This is a genomic window from Streptomyces sp. NPDC002870 (assembly GCF_042888505.1).
Taxonomy (GTDB): Bacteria; Actinomycetota; Actinomycetes; order Streptomycetales; family Streptomycetaceae; genus Streptomyces.
Genome location: NZ_JBIAPW010000041.1, coordinates 38,531 through 63,400 on the forward strand (window position 1 = coordinate 38,531; position 24,870 = coordinate 63,400).

20 protein-coding genes are annotated in these 24,870 nt (G+C 70.1%); 10 read left to right on the forward strand and 10 right to left on the reverse strand.

What is annotated here, in order from left to right; genetic code table 11:
* Window positions 1-40: 40 nt before the first annotated feature.
* The gene (metH, locus tag ACFYWY_RS33400) at window positions 41-3,553 is read right to left on the reverse strand and encodes a methionine synthase (protein ID WP_389193656.1); all 3,513 of its coding nucleotides are present in this window, start codon (window positions 3,551-3,553) and stop codon (window positions 41-43) included.
* Between the two features lie 239 nt (window positions 3,554-3,792).
* Between metH and ACFYWY_RS33405 the strand changes: the two genes are divergently transcribed.
* The 6 genes from ACFYWY_RS33405 (at window position 3,793) to ACFYWY_RS33430 (ending at window position 11,228) form a co-directional block, all read left to right on the forward strand.
* Window positions 3,793-4,557, forward strand: coding sequence for an IclR family transcriptional regulator (locus ACFYWY_RS33405; protein ID WP_389193659.1), 765 nt, complete (start codon window positions 3,793-3,795; stop codon window positions 4,555-4,557).
* A gap of 232 nt (window positions 4,558-4,789) precedes the next feature.
* Complete coding sequence (locus ACFYWY_RS33410; protein ID WP_389193662.1) at window positions 4,790-5,578, forward strand: MIP/aquaporin family protein; 789 nt, start codon at window positions 4,790-4,792, stop codon at window positions 5,576-5,578.
* A 35-nt stretch (window positions 5,579-5,613) separates the two neighbouring features.
* Window positions 5,614-7,149 carry a glycerol kinase GlpK gene (gene glpK / locus ACFYWY_RS33415; RefSeq protein ID WP_389193665.1) on the forward strand — a complete coding sequence of 512 codons (1,536 nt, stop codon included), beginning with the start codon at window positions 5,614-5,616 and terminating at the stop codon, window positions 7,147-7,149.
* Between the two features lie 6 nt (window positions 7,150-7,155).
* Window positions 7,156-8,766, forward strand: coding sequence for an FAD-dependent oxidoreductase (locus ACFYWY_RS33420; RefSeq protein WP_389193668.1), 1,611 nt, complete (start codon window positions 7,156-7,158; stop codon window positions 8,764-8,766).
* Window positions 8,767-8,944: 178 nt separating this feature from the next.
* Window positions 8,945-9,616, forward strand: a complete 672-nt coding sequence (locus tag ACFYWY_RS33425; protein WP_389193670.1) for a FadR/GntR family transcriptional regulator — start codon at window positions 8,945-8,947, stop codon at window positions 9,614-9,616.
* A 559-nt stretch (window positions 9,617-10,175) separates the two neighbouring features.
* Window positions 10,176-11,228: a PAC2 family protein gene (locus tag ACFYWY_RS33430; RefSeq protein ID WP_389193673.1), complete on the forward strand. Its 1,053-nt coding sequence runs from the start codon at window positions 10,176-10,178 to the stop codon at window positions 11,226-11,228.
* A 65-nt stretch (window positions 11,229-11,293) separates the two neighbouring features.
* Here ACFYWY_RS33430 and ACFYWY_RS33435 read toward each other — a convergent pair whose 3' ends face one another.
* The 5 genes from ACFYWY_RS33435 to ACFYWY_RS33455 form a co-directional block, all read right to left on the reverse strand.
* On the reverse strand, window positions 11,294-12,268 hold the full coding sequence (locus ACFYWY_RS33435) for a superoxide dismutase (protein ID WP_389193677.1): 975 nt from the start codon (window positions 12,266-12,268) through the stop codon (window positions 11,294-11,296).
* Between the two features lie 205 nt (window positions 12,269-12,473).
* Window positions 12,474-13,703, reverse strand: a complete 1,230-nt coding sequence (mshC, locus tag ACFYWY_RS33440) for a cysteine--1-D-myo-inosityl 2-amino-2-deoxy-alpha-D-glucopyranoside ligase (protein WP_389193679.1) — start codon at window positions 13,701-13,703, stop codon at window positions 12,474-12,476.
* A 116-nt stretch (window positions 13,704-13,819) separates the two neighbouring features.
* On the reverse strand, window positions 13,820-14,653 hold the full coding sequence (locus tag ACFYWY_RS33445) for an SCO1664 family protein (protein WP_389193682.1): 834 nt from the start codon (window positions 14,651-14,653) through the stop codon (window positions 13,820-13,822).
* Window positions 14,617-15,207: a DUF3090 domain-containing protein gene (locus tag ACFYWY_RS33450; RefSeq protein WP_389193684.1), complete on the reverse strand. Its 591-nt coding sequence runs from the start codon at window positions 15,205-15,207 to the stop codon at window positions 14,617-14,619. The genes ACFYWY_RS33445 and ACFYWY_RS33450 overlap by 37 nt, the downstream gene beginning before the upstream one ends.
* Before the next feature lie 106 nt (window positions 15,208-15,313).
* On the reverse strand, window positions 15,314-16,012 hold the full coding sequence (locus tag ACFYWY_RS33455) for a histidine phosphatase family protein (RefSeq protein ID WP_389193687.1): 699 nt from the start codon (window positions 16,010-16,012) through the stop codon (window positions 15,314-15,316).
* Window positions 16,013-16,071: 59 nt separating this feature from the next.
* On the opposite strand from ACFYWY_RS33455, the gene corA reads away from it, so the two are divergent.
* Window positions 16,072-17,064, forward strand: a complete 993-nt coding sequence (corA, locus tag ACFYWY_RS33460; RefSeq protein WP_389193690.1) for a magnesium/cobalt transporter CorA — start codon at window positions 16,072-16,074, stop codon at window positions 17,062-17,064.
* A 76-nt stretch (window positions 17,065-17,140) separates the two neighbouring features.
* Here the strand turns inward: corA and ACFYWY_RS33465 are convergent, their stop codons facing one another.
* Window positions 17,141-17,926 (reverse strand): ferritin-like domain-containing protein, encoded by a 786-nt coding sequence (locus tag ACFYWY_RS33465; protein WP_389193693.1) that lies wholly within the window; start codon window positions 17,924-17,926, stop codon window positions 17,141-17,143.
* A gap of 279 nt (window positions 17,927-18,205) precedes the next feature.
* Window positions 18,206-19,255, reverse strand: a complete 1,050-nt coding sequence (locus ACFYWY_RS33470) for an LLM class F420-dependent oxidoreductase (protein ID WP_389193695.1) — start codon at window positions 19,253-19,255, stop codon at window positions 18,206-18,208.
* A 130-nt stretch (window positions 19,256-19,385) separates the two neighbouring features.
* Between ACFYWY_RS33470 and ACFYWY_RS33475 the strand changes: the two genes are divergently transcribed.
* Both ACFYWY_RS33475 and ACFYWY_RS33480 read left to right on the forward strand, forming a co-directional pair.
* Entirely contained in the window at window positions 19,386-20,369 is a 984-nt protein-coding gene (locus tag ACFYWY_RS33475) for an aldo/keto reductase (protein WP_389193698.1), read from the forward strand.
* The gene (locus tag ACFYWY_RS33480; RefSeq protein ID WP_389193757.1) at window positions 20,339-22,543 is read left to right on the forward strand and encodes a helix-hairpin-helix domain-containing protein; all 2,205 of its coding nucleotides are present in this window, start codon (window positions 20,339-20,341) and stop codon (window positions 22,541-22,543) included. The genes ACFYWY_RS33475 and ACFYWY_RS33480 overlap by 31 nt, the downstream gene beginning before the upstream one ends.
* Before the next feature lie 229 nt (window positions 22,544-22,772).
* Here ACFYWY_RS33480 and ACFYWY_RS33485 read toward each other — a convergent pair whose 3' ends face one another.
* On the reverse strand, window positions 22,773-23,435 hold the full coding sequence (locus ACFYWY_RS33485; protein WP_389193701.1) for a hypothetical protein: 663 nt from the start codon (window positions 23,433-23,435) through the stop codon (window positions 22,773-22,775).
* A gap of 47 nt (window positions 23,436-23,482) precedes the next feature.
* Between ACFYWY_RS33485 and ACFYWY_RS33490 the strand changes: the two genes are divergently transcribed.
* Window positions 23,483-23,671 carry a DUF5703 family protein gene (locus ACFYWY_RS33490; RefSeq protein ID WP_005319466.1) on the forward strand — a complete coding sequence of 63 codons (189 nt, stop codon included), beginning with the start codon at window positions 23,483-23,485 and terminating at the stop codon, window positions 23,669-23,671.
* A gap of 119 nt (window positions 23,672-23,790) precedes the next feature.
* On the opposite strand, the gene ACFYWY_RS33495 is transcribed toward ACFYWY_RS33490, so the two are convergent.
* Window positions 23,791-24,684 (reverse strand): chaplin, encoded by an 894-nt coding sequence (locus ACFYWY_RS33495; protein WP_389193704.1) that lies wholly within the window; start codon window positions 24,682-24,684, stop codon window positions 23,791-23,793.
* Window positions 24,685-24,870: the final 186 nt, after the last annotated feature.

The window sequence follows — 24,870 nt, forward strand, 5'->3', positions numbered from 1 at the left end:
ACCGGCCTGCACTGGACCGACCAGTGTACGACTCTGCCGACTAACGTGCGTTGAAGTACTTCGCTTCGGGGTGGTGGATGACGATGGCGTCGGTGGACTGCTCGGGGTGGAGCTGGAACTCCTCGGAGAGCTGGACGCCGATCCGCTCCGGCTGCAGCAGCTCGGCGATCTTGGCCCGGTCCTCGAGGTCCGGGCACGCTCCGTAACCGAGCGAGAAGCGCGCGCCGCGGTACTTGAGCGCGAACATGTCCTCGACGTCGGCCGGGTCGTCGCCCGCGAAGCCGAGCTCGGCGCGGACGCGGGCGTGCCAGTACTCGGCGAGCGCCTCGGCCAGCTGCACGGACAGGCCGTGCAGTTCGAGGTAGTCGCGGTACGAGTCCGACTCGAAGAGCTCGGCGGTGGCTTCGCCGATCTTGGAGCCCACGGTCACGACCTGGAGTCCGACGACGTCGGTCTCGCCGGACTCTTCGGGGCGGAAGAAGTCGGCGAGGCACAGCCGGCGGCCGCGGCGCTGGCGGGGGAAGGAGAAGCGGGTGCGCTCCGAGCCGTCCTCGTTCAGGAGGATCAGGTCGTCGCCCTTGGACACGCAGGGGAAGTAGCCGTAGACCACGGCCGCCTCCAGGAGGTTCCTGGTGTGCAGCTGGTCCAGCCAGCCGCGCAGCCGCGGCCGGCCGTCGGTTTCCACCAGCTCCTCATAGGTGGGGCCGTCACCTGCCCGGGCCTGCTTGAGGCCCCACTGGCCCTTGAACAGCGCGCCCTCGTCCAACCAGGACGCGTACTCCTTCAACTGGATGCCCTTGATGACCCGGGTGCCCCAGAACGGCGGGGCGGGCACCGGATTGTCGACTGCCACATCGGAGCGGACCGTGCCCTCCGGTTCCTGCACTTCCAGCACCGCCGTGTCGCGCTTGGCCACCCGGCGCTGCTTCAGCTCCGGCAGGGCGGCCCCCGGGACACCGCGCTTGACCGCGATCAGCGCGTCCATCAGCCGCAGACCCTCGAACGCGTCACGGGCGTAGCGGACTTCACCCTCGTAGATCTCGTGCAGATCCTGCTCCACATACGCTCGCGTCAGCGCCGCCCCGCCGAGGATGACCGGGAAGTCCGCGGCCAGCTTGCGCTGGTTCAGCTCCTGAAGGTTCTCCTTCATGATCACCGTGGACTTCACCAGCAGACCCGACATGCCGATCACATCGGCGCGGTGCTCTTCTGCCGCCTCCAGGATCGCGGAAACCGGCTGCTTGATACCGAGGTTGACGACGTTGTAGCCGTTGTTGGACAGGATGATGTCGACGAGGTTCTTCCCGATGTCATGGACATCACCACGGACCGTCGCCAGCACGATCGTGCCCTTGCCGTCCGCGTCCGACTTCTCCATGTGCGGCTCGAGATAGGCCACCGCGTTCTTCATCACCTCGGCGGACTGCAGCACGAACGGCAACTGCATCTGACCAGAACCGAACAGCTCACCGACGACCTTCATGCCGTCCAGGAGCGTGGCATTGACGATCTCGAGAGCCGGGCGGGTCTGCAGCGCCTCGTCGAGGTCGGCCTCCAGGCCGTTCTTCTCACCGTCGATGATCCGGCGCTTGAGCCGCTCCTCCAGCGGCAGGGCCAGAAGCTCCTCGGCCTTGCCCGCCTTCATCGACTTCATGTTGACGCCCTCGAAGAGCTCCATGAGCTTCTGCAGCGGGTCATACCCCTCGGCCCGCCGGTCGTAGATCAGGTCGAGGGCGACCTTGACCTGCTCCTCCTCAAGACGGGCGATCGGCAGGATCTTCGAGGCGTGCACGATCGCCGAGTCCAGTCCCGCCTTCACACACTCGTCCAGGAACACGGAGTTCAGCACGACCCGGGCGGCGGGGTTCAGACCGAAGGAAATGTTCGAAAGGCCCAGCGTGGTCTGCACATCGGGGCGGCGGCGCTTGAGTTCACGGATCGCCTCGATGGTGGCGATGCCGTCCTTACGCGACTCCTCCTGCCCGGTGCAGATGGTGAACGTGAGGGTGTCGATGAGGATGTCGGATTCCAGCACACCCCAGTTCCCGGTCAGATCGTCAATGATCCGCTCGGCGATCGCGACCTTGTTCTCGACGGTGCGGGCCTGGCCCTCCTCGTCGATCGTCAGCGCGATGAGCGCCGCGCCATGCTCGACCGCAAGCTTGGTGACCTTCGCGAACCGCGACTCGGGACCGTCGCCGTCCTCGTAGTTGACGGAGTTGATGACCGCACGTCCGCCCAGCTTCTCCAACCCGGCCTGAAGGACGTCGACTTCGGTCGAGTCCAGCACGATGGGGAGGGTGGACGCGGTGGCGAAACGGCCGGCCAGTTCCTCCATGTCGGCGACGCCGTCCCGGCCGACGTAGTCGACGCACAGGTCGAGCATGTGCGCGCCCTCGCGGATCTGGTCCCGCACCATCTCCACACAGTCGTCCCAACGGCCCTCGAGCATGGCGTCGCGGAACTTCTTCGACCCGTTCGCGTTCGTACGCTCACCGATCGCCATGAAGGAGGTGTCCTGACGGAACGGCACCGTCTGGTACAGCGACGCCGCGCCCGGCTCCGGGCGCGGCTCACGCCCGCTCGGAACCAGCCCACGCACCCGCTCGACAACCTGCCGCAGATGCTCCGGCGTCGTACCGCAGCAGCCACCCACCAGCGACAGCCCATACTCACGTACGAACGTCTCCTGCGCGTCGGCGAGCTCGCCCGCGGAGAGCGGATAGTGCGCGCCGTTCTTCCCGAGGACCGGCAGACCGGCGTTCGGCATGCAGGCCAGCGGGATACGGGAGTGCCGGGCGAGGTAGCGCAGGTGCTCGCTCATCTCGGCCGGTCCTGTCGCACAGTTCAGGCCGATCATGTCGATGCCCAGCGGCTCCAGCGCGGTCAGCGCCGCCCCGATCTCCGAACCGAGCAGCATCGTCCCGGTCGTCTCGACCGTCACCGAGCAGATCACGGGCAGGTTCGTGCCGGTTGCGTCCAGGGCCCGGCGGGCGCCGAGAATCGCGGCCTTCGTCTGGAGCAGGTCCTGGGTCGTCTCGACCAGCAGCGCGTCCGCGCCGCCCGCGATCATGCCCTCGGCGTTCTGCTGATAGGCGTCCCGCAGCTTCACATAGGGGGCGTGGCCCAGCGTCGGCAGCTTGGTGCCCGGCCCCATCGAGCCGAGCACCCAGCGCTGCTGCCCCGTCGACCCGGTGAACTCGTCCGCGACCTCACGCGCGATCCGCGCCCCGGACTCGGAGAGCTCGAAGACCCGCTCGGGGATGTCGTACTCCGCCAGCGCCGCGAAGTTCGCACCGAACGTATTCGTCTCGACACAGTCGACACCGACCTCGAAATACTCCTCGTGGACCGACCGCACGATGTCGGGGCGGGTCACATTGAGGATCTCGTTGCAGCCCTCGAGGTCCTCGAAGTCCTCGAGCGTCGGATCCTGCGCCTGGAGCATCGTGCCCATCGCCCCGTCGGCCACGACGACTCGCGTGGCGAGGGCTTCGCGCAGGGCTTCGATTCGGGTCCGGCTGTCAGCGGAAGGGGTCGGCAACGAGGCCATGGATGTTCTCCCTGGAATGCGACGGCTGTCGGCTTTGCGTCCTCGGTGGAAGGCGCACGGGCCCAGACTAACCGGGCGGGCCGAGGAAGGGGCGGGCGTCCCACGGGGCGGGACGGCATCATGTCCCCGTCCCTCAGGTGATGGCTTTCGGCCACGAAGGGCTTGCACTGCGGTAACCAAGGTCGACATCGACCGATAGTGTTCAGCATTGTCGAACCGCAGTGGAGAAGGGCCGGGAGATGGCGAAGAACATCCAGTCACTCGAGCGAGCAGCGGCAATGCTGCGGCTGCTCGCGGGCGGGGAGCGCCGGTTCGGCCTTTCCGACATCGCCTCCTCGCTCGACCTGGCCAAGGGCACCGCCCACGGCATCTTGCGCACACTCCAGGCCGAGGGCTTCGTCGAGCAGGACCCGGCATCCGGGCGCTACCAGCTGGGGGCCGAACTGCTCCGGCTCGGCAACAGCTATCTGGACGTCCACGAGCTGCGCGCCCGCGCCCTCGTCTGGACCGACGACCTGGCGCGCTCCAGCGGCGAGAGCGTCCACCTCGGGGTGCTGCACCAGCACGGCGTCCTCATCGTCCACCACGTCTTCCGGCCCGACGACAGCCGCCAGGTCCTGGAGGTGGGGGCCATGCAGCCACTGCACTCCACCGCGCTGGGGAAGGTGCTCTCGGCTTACGACCCGGTGGCGCACACCGAGGTCCTCGAGGTCGAGCGCAAGGTCTTCACCCCGCGGACCGTGACCGGCCTCAAGGAGTTCGAGTCGGTGCTCAACCACACCCGGGCCCAGGGCTGGGCGGCCGACATAGAGGAGACCTGGGAGGGCGTCGCCTCGGTGGCCGCGCCCATCCACGACCGACGCCGCATGCCGGTAGGGGCTGTCGCCATAACGGGCGCCGTGGAGCGGGTCTGCAACTCCGGCGAGCTGCGTTCCGAGCTGGTCGCGGCGGTACGGGACTGTGCCAGGGCGGTTTCCAGGGACCTCGGCGCCGGACGCTTTTGAGGCTTTTGCCAGCTCGTGGGTAACGATCGAGTCTCTCGGCCACAAGCCCTTGACGTCCTGTTAACCGGAGGGCAAAACTTCCGTTCATCGGTCGGCATTGCCGAACACCTACCGGCAATACGCGTTAGAGTGTGGCCATGCCAGGGCCGGTATCGCCCTCACCTGAGGGCGCGGACCACCGGAGGGAACCCGGGGTTCGGCTTCCCCTGGACGAAGGACAAAGGAGTCGCGGGTGTCCAGCTCCGACATCTTCATCGGCGAGATAATTGGTACCGCCGTTCTCATCCTGCTCGGCGGCGGCGTGGTCGCTGCCGTCGTGCTCAAGCGCTCGAAGGCTCAGAACGCCGGCTGGCTGGCGATCACCTTCGGGTGGGGCTTCGCGGTCATGATCGCGGTCTACATGACGGGCACCCTGTCCGGCGCCCACCTCAACCCGGCGGTCACCGTCGGCATCGCGGTCAAGGACGGGGACTGGAGCAACGTTCCGGTCTACATAGCCGGGCAGATGCTCGGCGCCATGATCGGTGCCGCTCTGGTCTGGATCGCGTACTACGGACAGTTCCAGGCCCACCTCACGGACCCGGAGATCACCGCCGCGCCGCCGCACGAGGAAGGCCTGGTCAGCGAGGAGGCCGCGCCGAAGGCCGGACCGGTGCTCGGTGTCTTCTCCACCGGCCCCGAGGTCCGTGTCGTGTGGCAGAACCTGGCCACCGAGATCATCGGCACCATCGTGCTCGTGCTCGCGGTGCTGACGCAGGGCCTCAACGACAGCGGCAAGGGCCTGGGCGTCATCGGCGCACTGATCGTCGCCTTCACCGTCGTCGGCATCGGCCTCTCGCTCGGCGGCCCCACCGGCTACGCCATCAACCCGGCACGTGACCTGGGACCGCGCATCGTGCACGCCCTGCTCCCGCTCCCGAACAAGGGCGGTTCCGACTGGGGCTACGCCTGGATTCCCGTCGTCGGTCCGCTGATCGGCGGAGCGATTGCCGCGGGCATCTACAACATCGCGTTCGCCTGAGCCGACCGACACCTACAGCCTTCAGGAGCACACCCGTGACCGACGCACACACCACCGGCCCCTTCATCGCCGCCATCGACCAGGGCACCACCTCCAGCCGCTGCATCGTCTTCGACACGGACGGCCGGATCGTCTCCGTCGACCAGAAGGAACACGAGCAGATCTTCCCCAAGCCGGGCTGGGTGGAGCACAACGCCGCCGAGATCTGGACCAATGTCCAGGAGGTCGTCGACAGCGCCGTCGCGAAGGCGGGCATCACCGCCGCCGACGTCAAGGCCATCGGCATCACCAACCAGCGCGAGACCACCGTCCTGTGGGACAAGAACACCGGCGAGCCGGTGCACAACGCGCTGGTCTGGCAGGACACCCGTACCGACGCGCTCTGCAAGGAGCTCGGCCGCAACGTCGGCCAGGACCGCTTCCGCCGCGAGACCGGCCTGCCCCTGGCCTCGTACTTCGCCGGTCCGAAGATCCGCTGGCTGCTCGACAACGTCGAGGGCCTGCGCGAGCGCGCCGAGCGTGGCGAGATCCTCTTCGGCACCATGGACTCCTGGGTCATCTGGAACCTGACCGGAGGTGTCGACGGCGGCCGCCACGTCACCGACGTCACCAACGCCTCGCGCACCATGCTGATGAACCTGCACACCCTCGACTGGGACGAGAAGATCCTCCAGTCGATGGATGTCCCGGCCGCGGTGCTGCCGGAGATCCGTTCCTCCGCCGAGGTGTACGGGACCGCCAAGAGCGGCGCCCTCGCAGGCGTGCCGGTCGCATCGGCGCTCGGCGACCAGCAGGCGGCCCTGTTCGGCCAGACCTGTTTCGCCGAGGGCGAGGCCAAGTCGACGTACGGCACCGGCACCTTCATGCTGATGAACACCGGTCACGAGCCCGTCAACTCGTACAACGGCCTGCTGACGACGGTCGGCTACCGGATCGGCGACCAGGCTCCGGTGTACGCCCTCGAGGGTTCCATCGCCGTCACCGGTTCGCTGGTGCAGTGGATGCGGGACCAGATGGGCCTGATCAACTCCGCGGCCGAGATCGAGACGCTGGCCTCCTCCGTCGAGGACAACGGCGGCGCGTACTTCGTACCGGCCTTCTCCGGTCTCTTCGCCCCGTACTGGCGTCCCGACGCCCGCGGCGTGATCGCCGGTCTCACCCGTTATGTCACCAAGGCGCACATCGCCCGCGCCGTTCTCGAGGCCACCGCCTGGCAGACCCGCGAGATCAGTGACGCCATGACCAAGGACTCCGGCGTCGAGCTGACCGCTCTCAAGGTCGACGGCGGCATGACCTCCAACAACCTGCTGATGCAGACCCTCTCGGACTTCCTGGACGCACCGGTGGTGCGCCCGATGGTCGCCGAGACGACCTGCCTCGGCGCTGCCTACGCCGCCGGTCTGGCCGTCGGCTACTGGCCGGACACCGACGCGCTGCGCGCCAACTGGCGCAGGGCCGCCGAGTGGACACCCCACATGGATGCGGCCCAACGGGACCGCGAGTACAAGAGCTGGCTCAAGGCCGTCGAGCGGACCATGGGCTGGCTCGAAGACGACGCTGACGAGGAGTAATTCGAGATGACCACCCTGCAGAGCGTCCCTTCCCTTGGGACGCACCCGGCCTCCGGCTCCCTGCCGAGCCGCGCCGAAACTCGGGAGCAGCTTTCCAAGGCGACGTACGACCTCCTGGTGATCGGCGGCGGCATCCTGGGCATCTCCACCGCCTGGCATGCGGCGCAGTCCGGGCTGCGGGTGGCTCTGGTGGACGCCGGCGACTTCGCCGGCGCCACCTCCTCCGCCTCCTCCAAGCTGCTCCACGGCGGTCTGCGCTATCTGCAGACCGGCGCGGTGAAGCTGGTCGCGGAGAACCACTTCGAGCGGCGCGCGATATCCCGTCAGGTGGCTCCCCACCTGGCCAACCCGCTCACCTTCTATCTGCCGGTCTACAAGGGCGGACCGCACGGCGCGGCGAAGCTCGGGGCGGGCGTCTTCGCCTACTCCGCGCTCTCCGCGTTCGGCGACGGCGTCGGCCATGTGATCAGCGCGTCCAAGGCACAGCGTGACGTTCCCGAGCTGCGTACGGAGAACCTCAAGGCCGTTGCCGTGTACGGCGACGACCAGATGAACGACTCCCGGATGGCGCTGATGACGGTCCGCGCGGCCGTCGAGTCGGGCACGACCGTGCTCAACCACGCCGAGGTCACCGGGCTGCGCTTCACCAAGGGCCGGGTGACGGGCGCTGAGCTCAAGGACCGTATGGACGGCACGGAGTTCGGCGTCAGCGCACGCCTGGTGCTCAACGCCACCGGACCGTGGGTCGACCACCTGCGCAGGATGGAGGACCCGAACGCGGCTCCGTCCATCCGCCTGTCCAAGGGCGCGCACCTGGTGCTCAAGCGCACCTCGCCGTGGAAGGCCGCGCTGGCGACGCCGATCGACAAGTACCGCATCACCTTCGCCCTCCCCTGGGAGGACATGCTGCTGCTCGGCACGACCGACGAGGAGTACGAGGGCGATCCGGGAGATGTCGCGGTCAACGACAAGGACGTCACGCAGATCCTGGACGAGGCCGCGTTCTCCATACGCGACCAGCAGCTGTCCCGCGATCTGATCACGTACTCCTTCGCGGGTCTGCGGGTGCTGCCGGGCGGTCCCGGCGACACCTCGAAGGCGAAGCGCGAGACGGTCGTGACCGAGGGCCGCGCCGGCATGCTGTCGGTGGCCGGCGGCAAGTGGACGACCTTCCGCCACATCGGCCGTACGGTGATGAACAAGCTGGCCGCCCTGCCCGGGCAGCCGCTGGCCGACGACATGGAGCCGATCTCGCGACTGCCGAAGAAGCTCCCGCTGCCGGGTATCGCCAACCCGAACGCGGTCGCGCACCGGCTGCTGGTCGACGGCGGAACGCCCGGCCCGCGGATGGCCGCGGACACCGCTCGGCACCTGGCCACGCACTACGGCTCGCTCTCCTTCGACATCGCGCGCCTGGCCAACGACAACCCGGCGCTCGGCGAGCGGATACACCCGGACGCGCCGGAGATCTGGGCGCAGGTCGTGTACGCGCGGGACCACGAGTGGGCCGAGACGGCGGACGATGTGCTGCGCCGCCGTACGACGCTGACGATCCGTGGCCTCGCGACGGACGAGATCCGCGAGAAGGTCGACAAGCTGCTCGTGGACAAGGGCTGACACTGCTTGGCGCTGCTTGATGCTGCTTGATGAGTAAGGGGCGGCCTCCCGGGAGGCCGCCCCTTACTCATGCCATACGGCCGCCACGTTGCCGTCACCCAATCGCACGGAAGGCGGCTCCGACCACCCTCTGGGACGCATAATGGGGGCCGATACATCGGATGTATGGAGGTCGCCCATGGCTGTCACCGACGAAGCCATCGAGAAGATCAAGGGAATGATCGTCTCGGGTGCGCTGCGCCCCGGCGACCGCCTCCCGAAGGAGAGCGAACTCGCCGCCGAGCTGGGCCTGTCGCGCAACTCACTGCGTGAGGCGGTGCGCGCGCTGTCGCTGATCCGCATCCTCGACGTACGGCAGGGCGACGGCACCTACGTCACCAGCCTGGACCCGCAGCTGCTGCTGGAGGCCCTGAGCTTCGTCGTCGACTTCCACCGGGACGACACGGTGCTGGAGTTCCTCGCGGTACGCCGCATCCTTGAGCCGGCCGCGACCGCGATGGCCGCGTCCAGGATCAGCGAGAGCGAACTGGATGTGCTGAGCGCACAGTTGGACGCGCTCGGTCCGCAGCCTTCGGTGGAGCAGCTGGTCGCCGCCGACCTCGAGTTCCACCGCGGCATCGTGCAGTCCTCGGGCAACTCGGTGCTCTGCTCGCTGCTCGACGGACTGTCCGGGCCGACCACCCGGGCGCGGGTGTGGCGCGGCCTGACACAGGAGGACGCGGTCAGCCGCACGCTCCACGAGCACCGGGCGATCCTGTCGGCGCTGCGGGACCGGGATGGAGAGGCGGCGAGGTCGTGGGCGACGGTGCATATCGCGAGCGTGGAGCAGTGGCTGAGGTCAACGCTGTAACGCCTGCGGCGGGCCTGTTGTCGTACGCAGCGAGGTACAGGAGGGCGGCGAGATCGGCTGCCGTACGGGGAGCGGGGAGCCCGATGACGTTAGGGGCGCAGCGCCTCGGTGGCCGCGGCGGTGACATCGTTGCCACGCCCGATGGTGAAGCAGAAGCCGTGGCCCTCGGCCCCGCCGGAGTCGCGTATCGCTACATAGGCGGCGGAATTGTCGGGTCCCGGTTCATGGCGTCTGAGCCGTCGAGCTGTTCCGAGGTGGGAAAGCGGATGCCGTGAACCTCGCACTCCGTGACGGTATGACTCATGCCCGCCCCCCATTGGAAGAACATCGGACCTCTCTCGGTCATCCGATGTATAGCGCCGTCGACGCGGCAACGCCCAGGGTCGGGGCGAAAGTTCTCGTGCACAGCTCGGATGAATCGAGGGCCGGATACCCGGGTTCTCCGACGCATGCCCTATCGCGCGGAAGTTCACCCGGCCGTGCAAGGGGGCTGCGGCCGGGCGCCCCGTAAGCCGTAAGGTTGGGGCGTGGACAAGGAAACTTCGGAAGGAGGCACTGGGTGATCGAGCTCGAGGGGGTTCCCGAGCTGATCGACCCGGTCATGGTGGCCGCGTTCGAGGGCTGGAACGACGCCGGCGACGCCGCCTCCACCGCGGTCGCACACCTGGACCGGGAATGGAAGGGCGAGGTGTTCGCGGCGCTCGACGCAGAGGACTACTACGACTTCCAGGTCAACCGGCCGACGGTGTGGCTGGACGGCGGGGTACGGAAGATCACCTGGCCCACCACCCGGCTCTCCGTGGTCCGCATCGGCGGCGACAAGCCGCGCGACCTGGTGCTGGTCCGCGGCATCGAGCCGTCCATGCGCTGGCGCTCGTTCTGCAACGAGATCCTGGGCTTCGCCCATGAGCTGGGCGTCGAGATGGTGGTGATTCTGGGCGCGCTGCTCGGCGACACCCCGCACACCCGTCCCGTGCCGGTCAGCGGCATCACCTCCGATCCGGATCTGGCGAGGACCATGGATCTGGAGGAGACCAAGTACGAGGGGCCGACCGGTATCGTCGGCATCCTCCAGGAGGCGTGCACGCACGCGGGTGTGCCGGCAGTGAGCCTGTGGGCCGCCGTGCCGCACTATGTGTCGCAGCCGCCCAACCCCAAGGCGACGCTGGCCCTGCTCAACCGCCTCGAGGACCTGATCGGGCTCCGGATTCCGCTGGGCGAACTGGCCGAGGACGCACGGGCGTGGCAGCTCGGCGTGGATCAACTGGCCGCAGAGGACAGCGAAGTGGCCGAGTACGTTCAGACGCTGGAGGAGGCGCGGGACACCGCGGAGCTTCCCGAGGCGTCGGGCGAGGCGATCGCCCGCGAATTCGAACGGTATCTGCGCAGGCGCGACGGCGGTCCCGGGCATGCGACGGACGGCGGCGAGGGCAGCTCGTATCTGCGCGACACCTCCGGCGGCCGGACCCGGCCGCCGATGCCGCCGCGTGCGGGGCCGGATCCCGAGGCGGGGCCTGAGGCTGAGCCCGAGGCGGGGCCTGCTGAGCCCGAGGCGGGGCCTGCGGGGCCTGCTGGGCCCGAGTCCGGGGACGAAGATTCCTCGGACGGCTGAGTTGGCGGAGTGAGGAGCGGGGCGGTGCCGACCGGGCGCCGCCCCGCTCCGTTCTCAGTTCGTACTCAGCGTCGGACCTGATCCACCGCGACGACGTCGTACGTCGTGTCGGGTGTCGGCTCGACATCGAAACGGGCGTTGGGCAAGTAGATCCGGTCGCCCCATGCCGCGGCCGTCGTGGGGATCTTGAAGCGCTCCGGATCGGTGATGCGCGCGATCGCCGTGCCCCGGGTGCCGGACTGATCGAGCCGCAGCACATCGACGGCGTTCTGCCGCTGCTGTACGACATAGAGGGTGCGGCCTAGCAGCAACAGACCGTCGCCGTTGGGCAGTCGGGTGTCGCCGATGTCGACGCTGCGGGCCACTCCGGTGCGCGGGTCGACGCGCATCAGGCCGCCGCCCCCGGCCACGGAGTTGACCAGGAGCAGCGCGCTGCCGTCCGGGGTGCGCTCGATGCCGTTGCCCGTGAAGTCGGGACCCTGCTCCCAGTCACCGGTCAGCGGGACGGTCGTGACCTCGTCGCCCGGTTGGTCGTACCGGCCGAGCGGGAGGCGGTAGATCTGCGGTTTGAACGAATCCGTGAACCAGGCGGCGCCCGGGGTGAGGATCACATCGTTGACGAATGTGCCGTCCGAGCCGACGGTGAAGGTCTTCAGGAGCTTGCCCGAGCGGACGTCGGCCACCCGGATCTCACGGCTGCCGCCGCCGCTGAGGAACAACAGCCGCTCGCGCCGGTCGACTTTGAGTCCGATCACGGGATGCTCGGGTCCGAGCCCCCGGCTGATGACGTGTCCCCGGCCCGTGGCCAGGCTCGCGCGGTAGACATCGCCGTTCGCTATCGACCCTAAGTAGGCATACGGACTCGGCCCGATGGAGATGCCCTCGGGCCGGAAGCCGTTCGGCAGCGGGAAACGTGTGGGCCACCGCCCACCGGTGGATCCGGCCGCCTGGGCGACTGGGCCCAGAGGGGCGAGGAGCGCCGCGCCGCCGAGTGCCGCGACCGCTCCGAGAACTCTTCGACGTGCGAAGGAGCGTTGCATTGACCGTCCTTCCGACAAGTGGTCAACAGACGCTCTCACCTCAACACACGGCAGGCGGCTGCGCAGTACTTGGCCGAATTGCGGCTGACATCGCCTTCAGGACGAAATGCGCGGGTTACCCGAACAAGCAGTTGAGGCAACTCCCGTACAGAGGGCGCCGGGTGGGCACAGACCCGCCCGGCGCCCGTTCAGGCGTCGTCCGGGTTTACAGCGCTACGCCCAGCAGAGCGTCGACGGCACGAGAGACCAGGCCGGGGGCGCCCTCGTCCGTGCCGCCCTCGGACTGCTGGCGCGCGGCCCAGCGGTCGACGGCGGCCAGCGCGGCGGGCGCGTCGAGGTCGCTTGCGAGGGCGGCGCGGATCTCCTCGACCAGGGCGTCGGCGGGCGGCCCGTCGGGCCGGGACACGGCCGCGCGCCAGCGGCCGAGACGCTCGAGGGCGTCCCGCAGGACCTGGTCGGTCCACTCCCAGTCGGAGCGGTAGTGGTGGGAGAGAAGAGCGAGCCGGATCGCGGCCGGGTCGATCCCGTCGCGGCGCAGCTTGGAGACGAAGACCAGATTGCCCTTGGACTTGGACATCTTCTGGCCGTCGAGCGCGACCATGCCGGCGTGGACGTACGCCTTGGCGAAGGGGTACTCACCGGTGAGGACTTGGGCGTGCGAAGCGCCCATCTCGTGGTGCGGGAAGGCGAGATCGGAGCCGCCGCCCTGCACGTCGAAGCCCATGCCGAGGTGGTCCAGGGCGATGGCCACACACTCGATGTGCCATCCGGGCCGCCCGCGCCCGAGGGTGCCGCCGTCCCAACTCGGCTCGCCCTCACGGGCGGCCATCCACAGCATCGGGTCGAGTGGGTTCTTCTTGCCCGGGCGGTCGGGGTCGCCGCCGCGCTCGGCGGACAGGAGACGCATCGCCTCGGCGTCGAGGTTGGACACCTCCCCGAAGTGCGGATCGGCCTCCACGGAGAAGTACACGTCACCCTCGAGCTCGTACGCGGCACCCGCGTCCCGGAGCCGCTCGACGAGCGGCACGATGCCGGGTATGGCCTCGACGGCGCCGATGTAGTGCTGCGGGGGAAGCATCCGCAGTGCAGTCATGTCCTCGCGGAAGAGCGCGGTCTCGCGCTCGGCGAGCTCGGTCCAGTCGTGCCCGTCGCGGACCGCGCGCTCGAGGAGCGGGTCGTCGACGTCCGTCACGTTCTGGACGTAGTGAACCTGCCGCTTGTTGTCGAGCCACACGCGCTGAACGAGGTCGAACGCGTTGTAAGTCGCCGCGTGACCCATGTGGGTGGCGTCGTACGGCGTAATGCCGCAGACATAGATACGGGCGACGGGACCGGGGTCGAGGGTCACAGGACCACCGGTCGCGGTGTCGTGGATCCGGAGGTCGCGGCCCTTGCCAGGCAGGGCGGGGACCTCAGAAGCGGGCCAGGCATGCATGACATGAGCGTAACCGGACGCCCGTTCCGCATACGAACCGGATCAGGCGACGGCTTGGCCGGTTGGGCGGTCTTGCGGGGGGCGCGGGGATGTGTTCGTGGGGAAACCCCAACGCCTCACACCGGCGGCCAGGGAATCGCCGGCCACTCCCCCGACGGCTCCGGATGCCTCCCCGTCCCCAGCAGCGCGCCCACCCTCGACCGCACGGCCGCCACCTCCGGGCCCGTCAGCAGTTCCGCCAGACGGGTGGACAGTTGTTCGCCCTCGCCCAGCGCCGCCGCCAGCGAGGCCAGCGCCGAGGTCGCCTCCGCCGTCAGCGGGTCTCCCGCCCAGCCCCACAGCAGCGTCCTCAGCTTGTCGTCCACATTGAACGTGACCCCGTGGTCGATCGCGTACAGATGGCCGTCCGCCGTCGGCAGCAGATGCCCGCCCTTCCGGTCACCGTTGTTGATCACCGCGTCCAGCACCGCCAGCCGCCGCAGCCGCACATCGTCCGCGTGCACCAGCAGCGCCGTACGTCCCTCGCCCACCTCCGCGAAGCCGACCGCCTTCCAGCCCTCGCCCGGCTCCTCGTCCTCGACCAGCGCGAGCAGCGACGCCGACGGGTCCGCCTCGATCCACAGCTGGACCATGCCCTCGCCGTACGGGCCGTCCCGCAGGACCGTCGGCGGCACCAGGCCCCACCCGGTCGCCTCGGAGAGCTCGTACGCCGCCACCTCGCGCTGCGCGAGCGTGCCGTCCGGGAAGTCCCACAGCGGACGCTCCCCGGCGATCGGCTTGTACACGCAGTGGGCCTGCTCGCCCTCGTACGCGACGGAGCAGTACAGGACCGCGTTGGACGCCTCGCGGATCCGTCCGCGCACGGTGAGCTCGCCCTTGGCGAGGAGATCCCGCGCCGTCAGGCTCCGCGTCGTCAGGCTCCGCGGCGGTATCCGTTCTGGCGCGGGCATACGTGTCCTTCCGGATCGAGCGGCAGGCTGCACAGCGGGCACGGCGGCCGGCCGGCGTTCACCACGTCCAGCGCGCGCTTGGCAAACGCCCTCGCCTGCGCCCCGGACAGCCGGACGCGCAGCATCGGCGGGCCGTTCTCCTCGTCCTGCAGCAGCCGTTCCTCGGCCTCCGCGAGGTCCTCCTCGGAGTCCGCGTCCAGCTCCACCAGCGCCTGAGCCTCGACGATCATGCGCTGTTCCTCGCCGTCCCACGCCAGCGCCATCGTGCCGACCCGGAACTCCTCCTCGACCGGAGCGTCGAGCGGCGCGGTGTCCGCGACGTCGGCGGGCGCGACGGCAGGCACCGGCGCGTTGCCCCCGGTGCGGCGTACGACCTCGTCCAGCAGCTCGTCGATCCGCTCGGCGAGCGCGGCCACCTGGGTCTTCTCCAGGGCTACGCTGGTGACGCGCCCTGCGGCCGAAGCCTGCAGGAAGAACGTACGGCGTCCAGGCAGCCCGACCGTACCGGCCACGAAACGGTCCGGCGGGTCGTAGAGGTACACCTGACGGGACACGTTCTGTCTCCCTCGGGATCGTGGGGTCGGTCGGTACGGGCTGCTGTGGACGACTGTCGAGCGGGCATACGGGTTTTCGGCCCGTCCACCCTACTGCGCGGAGCGATCACGGGGCGCCCACGTCGCCCCCGACGACCGCGGTCCCCCCACCGGCGCTCCCGCCGCCGTTCCCGCGCGGCGCGAGCGAGCCGAAGTCCCCGGTGTCGCCGAGGCGCAGAAGAAATGGTCGGGTGCGGGTGTAACGGATCGCGGTCACGGAACACGGCTCCACATGAACCCGCTGGAAGAGATCGAGATGCATGCCGAGCGCGTCCGCCACCAGGGACTTGATGATGTCGCCGTGCGAGCACATCACATACGCCGCGTCCTCGCCGTGCGCCGCGTCGATCCGGGCGTTCCATTCGCGTACGGCGTCGACGGCGCGCGCCTGCATGGCCCGCATCGACTCGCCGCCGGGGAACGTCGCCGCGGACGGGTGCTGCTGCACGACCTCCATGAGCGGCTCGTCCGCGAGCTCGGCGAGCTTGCGCCCCGACCAGTCGCCGTAGTGACACTCGCCGATCCGCTCGTCGGTCTGCAGTTCAAGGCCGGACCGGGCGTCCAGCAGCGGCTGCATGGTCTGCAGACAGCGCTCCAGGGGGCTGCTGACGGCGGCGGCGATCGGCACGTCGGCGAGCCGCTCGGGCAGCGCGGCCGCCTGCGCGGCGCCGCGCTCGTCGAGGAAGACGCCAGGGGTCCAGCCCGCGAGCACCCCCGCGGTGTTGGCGGTGGAGCGTCCGTGGCGTACGAGGATCAGCGTGGCCATGCCCGTCAGCCTAGGCGGACCCGCGCACGAGGGTGCGCCGGGGCCGTATGCAAGGAAGAATGCACGCCGTGATCGTGGACTGTGCCATCTACCGGGAGGGGCGTCGTACCAAAGGCCCCGCCGACTTCTCCGATGCCCTGGACGAGGCTCGGGCGACCGGCGACGCCTTTCTCTGGATCGGTCTTTACGAGCCGACCGAGAAGGAGTTCGATCACGTCTCGGCGGAGTTCGGGCTGCATCCGCTGGCGGTGGAGGACGCGCTCAACGCACACCAGCGCCCCAAGCTCGAGGTGTATGACGACTCGCTGTTCGTGGTTCTCAAGCCGGTGGTGTACGAGCCGGAAAGCGACGCTGTGACCACTGACGAGCTGATGGTCTTCATAGGCGATTCGTTCGTGGTGACGGTCCGGCACGGTGAGGGCGCGCCGCTCGCGGCGGTGCGCCGACGGCTAGAAGCCGAACCCGAGGTCCTCAAACACGGCCCCACTGCGGTTCTGTACGCCATCAGTGACGCGGTCGTCGACCACTACATCGATGTCGCCGCCGAGCTCCAGGTGGACCTGGAGGAGCTGGAGACCGACGTCTTCGCACCCGCCGGCGGCGACGCACGCCACAGCGCGGTGCGGATCTACACCTTCAAGCGGCAGGTGCTGGAGTTCCGCCGCGCCGCCGGGCCGCTGACGGCTCCGATGGCCCGTCTGGCGAGCGCGGGCGTGCCGTTCGTCCACGAGCACTCGCAGCCGTTCTTCCGGGACGTCAGCGACCATCTGATACGCGCGAACGAGCAGGTGGAGGGGCTTGACCGGCTGCTGTCGGACGTCTTGTCCGCCCATCTCGCACAGATGGGCGTGCGGCAGAACGACGACCTGCGCAAGATCTCGGCGTGGGCGGCCATGGTCGCGGTCCCCACCATGGTCGCGGGGATCTACGGCATGAACTTCGAGCACATGCCGGAGCTCGGGTCGGTGTGGGCTTATCCGGCGGTGGTGCTGCTGATGGCCGGGGCGGTGTACGGCCTGTTCCGGCTGTTCAAGCGCCGCGGCTGGCTGTAGAGGCGCCGCGGGCGGCCGTAGAGCGCCGCGGCCGGCTGGTAGCGCCCGGTCGGCCGTAGAGGCGCCCAGGCCCCTCTCAGAAGGCGGGAGCGGCGGCGGGAGGCCCGTCGAGGGCGCCCCGGCGCTCGGGCATCTTCAGGCTGACCATCCGGTGCCAGCCGCCGAACCGTTCGTACGCGTACATGGCGTGGATGCCCGCCGCCAGCGTCGCGGACTTGGCCTTGGGCCAGTGCAGCAGCCTTCCCATGTGCTCCATCACTGCGAGACTCACATCGCGGTAGACCTTGATCTCGGCGAGGGCGCTCTCGCGCAACACCCGCTGGATCGTACGGCCGTGCCCGGCGGCGGCCAGCCGCAGCAACTCCTCGTGGCAGTACGCCAGGTGGTTGTCCTCGTCGTTGCAGATCATGGTGATGGCCCTGCCCAGTTCCGGATGGTTCCCGAAGTGCTTCACGAGCATGTCCATCTGGTCGGCGGCCCGCTGTTCTGTGACCCTGCTGTGCGAGAGGTAGACGACGATGTCCTGCTCGGTCAGCGGCTCGTCGCGGCGCAGCTTCTCGTGGGTGAGTCCGATGCCCTTCTTTTCCAGCAGCATCGTGTAGTCGGTCTCCGGCGGGACGGGGACCGGCTCCAGTCCGCGCTTCTTCAGCAGGGCGTCGAAGAGCCGTCCGTGCTTGTCCTCGTCGGCGCCGTGCCGGGTGATCTTGGGCGCGAGGGCACGCATGCTCTCAGGCACCAGGGAGGCGATACGGCCGTTCTCCCAGCCGCCCTGTGCCTCGCCGCTGGCCGCGATGGAGCAGAAGAGCTGGAAGGCGTCGTCGCAGTCGACGATTTCCTGGAAGAGAGTTCGGGCCGAGAGCATCACTGCCACCTTCCGTGAAGACATCCGCAGAAGACATCCGCAAAGAACGAGTCAAATGCGCTACGGGAGGCGAGGCAACAGGTAGGTCGCACAACTCCGCCGAACGGAGGACGGCGGCGCGGGCGCCGGCCGTAACCGGAGCCAGCTTTTCGGCGTTGTGGTGCATGACGGCCGTGGCGGGGAAGACCCCCGAGCCCCCACCACGGCCGCAGACTTGCACTCCTCTGTACGACGGTCTGTACGAGGGCTTCGACGCAGGCAGGCTGGTCAGCGGCCGCGTCAGGCGAGCCCGGCGCGCTCCAGGGCCTCCGTGCCCGCCCGCAGGGCCGTGAGCCGCTCGTCGAGCGTGAAGCCGGCCGGGGCGAGGGTCAGCGTGGTGACGCCGGCCGCGGCGTACGCAGCCATCCGCTCGGCGATCCGCTCCACCGGGCCCAGCAGCGCCGTCTGGTCGATCAGCTGGTGCGGGACCGCCTCGGCCGCGCCCTTCTTGTCGCCGGACAGGTACTTGTCCTGGATCTCGACGGCTTCCTTCTCATAACCCATGCGCTGCGCAAGCTGGTTGTAGAAGTTCTGCTTGCGGCTGCCCATGCCGCCGACGTACAGCGCGGTGTACGGACGGAACATGTCGGCAAGCCCGCTCACGTCCTCGCCGACCGCCAGCGGCAGCGTCGGGCAGACGTCGAAGCCCTCCATCGTCTTTCCGGCCTTCTCGCGGCCCGCGCGCAGATACCTGATGGCGGTGTCCTCGAGGTGGTCCGCGGACGGGAAGATCAGCAGCGCGCCGTCCGCGATCTCGCCGGTCTGCTCCAGGTTCTTGGGGCCGATTGCGGCGATGTACAGCGGGATGTGCTCACGCTGCGGGTGGACGGTGAGCTTGATCGGCTTACCCGGTCCGTCCGGCAGCGGGAGCGTCCAGTGCTCGCCCTCGAACGACAGGCGTTCGCGGGCCATCGCCCTGCGGACGATCTCGACGTACTCACGGGTGCGGGAGAGCGGCTTGTCGAACTTGACGCCGTACCAGCCCTCGGAGACCTGCGGTCCGGAGACACCGAGGCCGAGGCGGAAGCGGCCGCCGGAGAGGGAGTCCAGGGTGGCGGCGGTCATCGCGGTCATGGCGGGCTGGCGGGCCGGGATCTGCATGATCGCGGAGCCGACGTCGATGCGCTCGGTCTGGGCGGCGACCCAGGTGAGCACGGTGGGGGCGTCGGAGCCGTACGCCTCGGCGGCCCAGCAGACGTCGTAGCCGAGCTTGTCGGCCTCCTTTGCGACCGCGAGATTGTCGCCGTCCATCCCCGCGCCCCAGTAGCCGAGGTTGATGCCGAGCCGCATAACCGCTCCCTCTTACTGATCAGTAACGTCCCTGTTCCGCGGACTCTAGCGCGGGTTCCGGCGATCCGTCAGGGGGAGGTTGTCCACAGGCTCTCTCAGGGTGGGCCCATGGCCAGTAATCTCAGCGCCCATGGAGCAGAGGCAACTCGGCCGTACCGGCCTGCGCGTGTCCCGGATCGGGCTCGGCACCCTCACATGGGGCCGGGACACCGATGAGCACGACGCTGCCGACCAGCTGAAGGCGTTCTGGGAGGCGGGCGGGACGCTGGTCGACACCGCTGATGTGTACGGCGGCGGGGATGCCGAGTATCTGCTGGGGCAGCTCGTCGAGCGGCTGATCCCCCGGCGCGATCTGGTCATCGCGACGAAGGCGGGCAGTGTGCCCGACCCGGACCGGCGCTTCGACGGCTCGCGGGGTCATCTCCTCTCCGCGCTGGACGCGTCGCTGGAGCGGCTCGGGACGGATTACGTCGACCTGTGGCAGGTGCACGCCTTCGATCCGGACACCCCGCTGGAGGAGACGCTCCAGGCGCTGGACATAGCGGTGAGCAGCGGGCGGGCGCGGTACGCGGGCGTGTCGAACTTCTGCGGCTGGCAGCTGGCGAAGGCGGCGACCTGGCAGCTGGCCTCGCCGGGGGTGCGGACCCGGCTGGCCAGTACGCAGATGGAGTACTCACTGCTGCAGCGGGGGGTCGAGCGGGAGGTGCTGCCCGCCGCCCTGGACCTGGGGGTCGGGCTGCTGCCGTCGTCACCGCTCGGCCGCGGGGTGCTGACCGGGAAGTACCGGCATGCGACTCCGGCGGACTCGCGGGGTGCATCGGAGCAGCTGGCGCCGTTCGTGGAGCCGTATCTCGACGAGGCGGCGAGCAGCATCGTGGACGCGGTGACGACGGCGGCGGAGGGACTGGCGGCGACGGCACTTCAGGTGGCGCTGGCGTGGGTGCGGGACCGGCCGGGTGTGGTGGCCCCGATCGTCGGCGCGCGCAATGCGCAGCAGCTCACGGCCGCACTGTCAGTGGAGGCGCTTAGTCTTCCTGACGAGATCTGCCAGGCGCTCGACGATGTGTCGGCGCCCGTGCACCGATATCCCGACCAGGACTGGAGCACGCTGTGACTGCGCCTTCCGAGGGGACGCCGCCCCCAACAGCCGCTGAGCGGCGGGCCGAACCCGCGGCCGAGGACCGCACTCCCGCGGACGAGACCGCTGCCCCGGCACCGGAGGCCGCCGGGCCGGACGCGCCCGAGGCCGTGGACCAGGACACCGCGGACGCCGCCGGCGAGGCCGCTGCCGGTGCGGAGGGCGCCGAGAAGGCGGGCGAGCTCTCCGAGGCCGAGGCCGAGCTTGCCGCGCAGCGCGAGCTGCGGGCCCGGATCGAACAGCGCAAGGCCGAGAAGGCGGGGTCCATCGAGGCCGGCACCAAGCTGAGCGGCACGGCCGCCGATCTGCTCGCTGCGGTACGGGCCGTGGAGAGCGGCGAGAAGTCCGGCACCGCGTTCTTCGACTCTCCCCCTCGCACCGGCGGCGGCACCCCCGCCGCTTCCGCCCCGAGGGGGCCCGCGCCCGCGGCGGCCGAGCCGGTGCGGCCGCGGGTTGCGGAGTCCGCACGGGCACCCGTGGCGACCGCGCCGGAGACCGTCACTGCCGTACGGACCCTGCTCACCGAGGGCGGTGCGCCCGAAGCGCTGGCGCCGCAGGTGGCGGACGCGCTCGGGGAGCAGGCCGCGGACTCCCTTCGCGAGGACCCGTGGCGGCTGCTGTCCGTGCCCGGCGTCCGGCCCGAGCAGGCCGACGGCTTCGCCCGGGCGCTGCTCGGCGCGGAGTGCGGCCCGGACGACGAGCGCCGGACGTCGGCGCTGGTCACCTGGCAGCTGGAGCGCGCCGCGCTCCAGGGCCACACCGCGCTGGAGTTGTCAGCGGTGCGTGGGGCGCTGGCCGAGCGGTCGGTGCCCGATCCGGAAGAGGCACTGCAGCAGTCCATCGCCGACGGCGCGGTTCTGGTGTTCCAGGACGGCATCGAGGAAGAGGCGACGGAGGCCGAAGAGCCCGGGCAGCCGGCCGTACCGGTGCTGCTGGGACTCGACCGGTACGCACTCGCGGAGGAGAGCCTCGCGGACGGCCTGGCGCGGCTGGCCAAGACCGGCGCCGACGCCAGATGGGAGGCGGCGGAGCCCACCGAGCTGGTCCACGCGGTCGCGGCGAGCGGCCTGGTGGCGCACACCGGCGGCGAGGCGGCGCGCGCCGAGCCGGTCGCGCTGGCCGAAGCCGCCGGCGCGCTCGGGCTGCGCGCGGTCGTCGCGGTCCACAGCGAGAACGGCCGCCGGCGGCTCGGCCCCGGAGCGGTCACCGTGAGCGGGCTGCTCTCCGGCGCTCATGGACCGGGCAGGGACGGGGAGGGGGCGTTCGCGCTCGACCTCCTGGTCGTGCTGGACGCACCGCAGTTGGACGTGGAGAGCGCCGCGATGCTGGTCGAGTCGATGCCGGACGGCAGCCGGCTGGTGCTGAGCGGCGACCCCGGTGTCCTCTGCTCGGCGGGGGCGGGCCGGGTCTTCGCTGATGTGCTGGCCGCCAGGGTCTGCCCGCAGATCGCTTCCCGTACACCGGACCCCGGCCCGATCGGAGAGCTGGTCTCGGGCATCGGCATCGGCGAACTGACCCAGGTGGAGGCGCCCGGCAAGGAGGTCGTCATCGTCCCCGTGCGGGACGCGGGCGAGGCGGTCCACCGTACGGTGCAGCTCGTCGCCGACTCCGTACCGCGGGCGATCGGAGTGCCGCCCGAGCAGACCCAGGTGATCACCGTGGGGCACGGCGGCTCCGCGGGCACCCGCGCCCTCAACACGGCGCTCAAGCAGCGGCTCAACCCGGGCCAAGGCCGGTTCGGCGGCTTCGACCCGGGCGACCGGGTCGCGTACGCCCCGGCGCTCGGCCGGACGCTGCCCGGGACCGTGGTCTCGGCGGACGCGGAGGGCCTGCACATCGACTGCGAGGGCACCCCCGTCGTCGTACCGCAGGAGCGGGTCGAATCGGCGGTGCGTCACGGCTGGGCGCTCACGGCACACCAGGCCGCGGGGATGCGCTGGCCCGCCGCGGTCGTGGTGCTGCCGGGTGACGCGGCGCAGGGGCTGAGCAGGCCGTGGGTCTACACCGCGTTCAGCCGCGGCGAGCGCCATCTGTCCGTGGTGCACGGCGTCGACCAGGCGTTGCCGCGAGCCGTGGCGGAGATCGCGTCCCAGGACCGCACGACGCGCCTGCGGACACTGCTCGAGGGGCTGCTGGCCGCGACGCCGTAAACCGAGGGCGCGGCACCGGGGGGCGCTGACCGAGCGCACCGCACTGCGGGACGCAGCGCCCCCACGAACGCCGAGGGTGCCATGGTCGGGCGAGCCCTGGCCCAGCGCGCCGTGGCCGAGGGCGCCGTGGCCCCGCGCGCGGCGGGCGGGTGCTGCCGGGCCGCCGCGACATGCGAGAGGCCCCCGTCGCTCGGACGCGACAGGGGCCTGCGCTACGGAGCGGGCGCCGTCAGGACTCCGGTTCCTCGTCGAGGTCGTCCAGATCCTCGCCCAGCTCGTCCTCGTCGAAGACCGAGCTCACGTCGAAGCGGCACACGATCCGCTGCGGATCCGCCTGGTCGAAAGGCGTGCTCAGCCACTCGCCCGGCTCCGGGATTTCGTCCGTGGCCGACACCCACAGCGTGGAGTCGCCCTCCTCCAGGCCGAACTCCTTGTGCCGGGAGGCGATTTCATCCGGTTCGTACTCCCCGAAGAGCACCCCGAGCGCGGCGTGCACACTCGTGCCGACCACCGGGACATTCTCCGGGCGGCCGTCCTCGGGGTCCACGTCGGCGATGCGTTGTGCCTGTGCGAGCAGCCGCTGCGGCTCGATCACCGCGTAGTCCCGGCGGATCAGCACGCTGAGCGCGTTCGGCTCCTCGGGCCCCGCGTACGGCGGCAGCGAGTCGTCCGCGCCCGGGATCTCGAACGGGGTCACCTCGTCATAGCGGTCGTAGAGGCGCTCGTCGTACGCCTCCGCCGCCGAGGCAAGACTGTTGAACGCGGCATAGACAGCCGGGTCATCCTCACCCGTGCGGTTCTCGACCGCCGCGAGGTGACGGTCCAGTGCGGCTTTGACCGCCTCGGCGGCGGCACGTACCTCGGCAGCGGTGGGCTGCGCAGCATCAGACATAGTGCAGACGCTATCCGTACAGGGGCTCTGCCCGCACAATAGATGCGATGCCGGAATACGAATTTGTCGACGTGTACGTGCCGCGCGGGGTCTCCCGCAAGGAAGCGACCCGTCTGCTGACCGACCATGCCGAGTACGGACACTGGGAGTTGGACCGACTGAGTTTGCATCGGGACGGCAGCCGCAGGGTGCGGCTGCGCCGGCGCATCATCCGTCAGGTACGCGCCACCTGGTGAGCGGGTAAATGAGACGGAGCGGGCCCCGCGACTGCGGGACCCGCCCCATTTCGTCCACTTTCGTACCGCTCAGCACCGCCCCGCGAGCCACACCGACTCGCTCAGCGGTGACCGTGCGGTTACGCCCTGGCGCGGCCGCGGCGGTAGAGCACCGCTCCCGCCAGCAGCAGACCCGCGCCCGCCGGGACCAGCATGTCGAGCGGACCCGAACCGGTCTGCGCGAGCTCGTCCGGGGTCCCGGGCAGGGTGCCGGTCTGCGCACCGGGCGCGTTCGGCTCGGCCGGAGCGACCGGCTCCGGCGCGTTGGGCGTACTGGGGGCAGCGGGCTCGGCCGGCTGAGCGGGGGTCTGCGGCTGGCCCGGCGTGGTCGGTGTGACCGGCGGCGTGACCGGGGTCACCGGCGGCGTGACCGGGGTGACCGGCGGGGTGACCACCGGCGGGGTGACCGGCGGGGTGACCACCGGCGGCGTGACCGGCGGGGTGACCACCGGCGGCGTGACCGGAGTGCCCGGCGGGGTGACCGGCGGGGTGACCACCGGCGGCGTGACCGGGGGGCCGGGCGGCGTCTCCGGGGTGGTCCCGGACGTCGTGCCGTTACCGCACTCGTTGCCCGAGACCGCGTTACCGAGACCGCCGATGGTGACGGTGTTCCCGCAGGCATTCACGGGCACATCGAGCGGCGCCTGGATGTTGTTGCCGGAGGCGATGCCGGGAGAGCTACTGGTCTCCCCGCCGACCTGGGCTCCGCCCGGCGTGCTGTTGCCGGATCCGGACGTGTTGCCGCATCCGTTGCCGCTGGCGGGGTTGAGCAGCCCGATCACATTGACGGTGTTTCCGCACGCGTTGACGGGGGCATGCAGGGGGAGCTGGACCGAATTCCCGGACGCGACGCCCGGTGAATTCGACGCGGTTCCGGTCGCCCCGGCATCCGCGTACGCATAGCTGCCGCCGAGGGCGAGTACGCCGCCCGCGGCCGCCATGGTGATCAGGCCCTTGCGAGTGACCTGTCGCATAGGTGATTCCTTGCCTTCACGCTTCAGGAAAACCTCCGGACTCGTGCCCGGAGGCGGAATACCCGGCGGGGGGGGGGGGGGGGGGGGGGGGCGCCCCGGCGCCCCCCCGCGGCACCCACACCCCACACGGCCCGCGCGCCACCCAACACCAGGTAGGTGGGTGGTTGTGGGGGGGGGTGGGGGGGC

Coding starts and splice junctions, on each gene's coding strand:
- ACFYWY_RS33405 (WP_389193659.1), top strand. CDS start 3,793: ATGGCGAAGAACATCCAGTCACTCGAGCGAGCAGCGGCAATGCTGCGG.
- ACFYWY_RS33465 (WP_389193693.1), bottom strand. CDS start 17,926: ATGCTCTCGGCCCGAACTCTCTTCCAGGAAATCGTCGACTGCGACGAC.
- ACFYWY_RS33490 (WP_005319466.1), top strand. CDS start 23,483: ATGCCGGAATACGAATTTGTCGACGTGTACGTGCCGCGCGGGGTCTCC.
- ACFYWY_RS33425 (WP_389193670.1), top strand. CDS start 8,945: ATGGCTGTCACCGACGAAGCCATCGAGAAGATCAAGGGAATGATCGTC.
- mshC (WP_389193679.1), bottom strand. CDS start 13,703: ATGCATGCCTGGCCCGCTTCTGAGGTCCCCGCCCTGCCTGGCAAGGGC.
- ACFYWY_RS33475 (WP_389193698.1), top strand. CDS start 19,386: ATGGAGCAGAGGCAACTCGGCCGTACCGGCCTGCGCGTGTCCCGGATC.
- ACFYWY_RS33485 (WP_389193701.1), bottom strand. CDS start 23,435: ATGTCTGATGCTGCGCAGCCCACCGCTGCCGAGGTACGTGCCGCCGCC.
- ACFYWY_RS33455 (WP_389193687.1), bottom strand. CDS start 16,012: ATGGCCACGCTGATCCTCGTACGCCACGGACGCTCCACCGCCAACACC.
- ACFYWY_RS33420 (WP_389193668.1), top strand. CDS start 7,156: ATGACCACCCTGCAGAGCGTCCCTTCCCTTGGGACGCACCCGGCCTCC.
- ACFYWY_RS33445 (WP_389193682.1), bottom strand. CDS start 14,653: ATGCCCGCGCCAGAACGGATACCGCCGCGGAGCCTGACGACGCGGAGC.
- ACFYWY_RS33470 (WP_389193695.1), bottom strand. CDS start 19,255: ATGCGGCTCGGCATCAACCTCGGCTACTGGGGCGCGGGGATGGACGGC.
- ACFYWY_RS33495 (WP_389193704.1), bottom strand. CDS start 24,684: ATGCGACAGGTCACTCGCAAGGGCCTGATCACCATGGCGGCCGCGGGC.
- corA (WP_389193690.1), top strand. CDS start 16,072: ATGCACGCCGTGATCGTGGACTGTGCCATCTACCGGGAGGGGCGTCGT.
- metH (WP_389193656.1), bottom strand. CDS start 3,553: ATGGCCTCGTTGCCGACCCCTTCCGCTGACAGCCGGACCCGAATCGAA.
- ACFYWY_RS33435 (WP_389193677.1), bottom strand. CDS start 12,268: ATGCAACGCTCCTTCGCACGTCGAAGAGTTCTCGGAGCGGTCGCGGCA.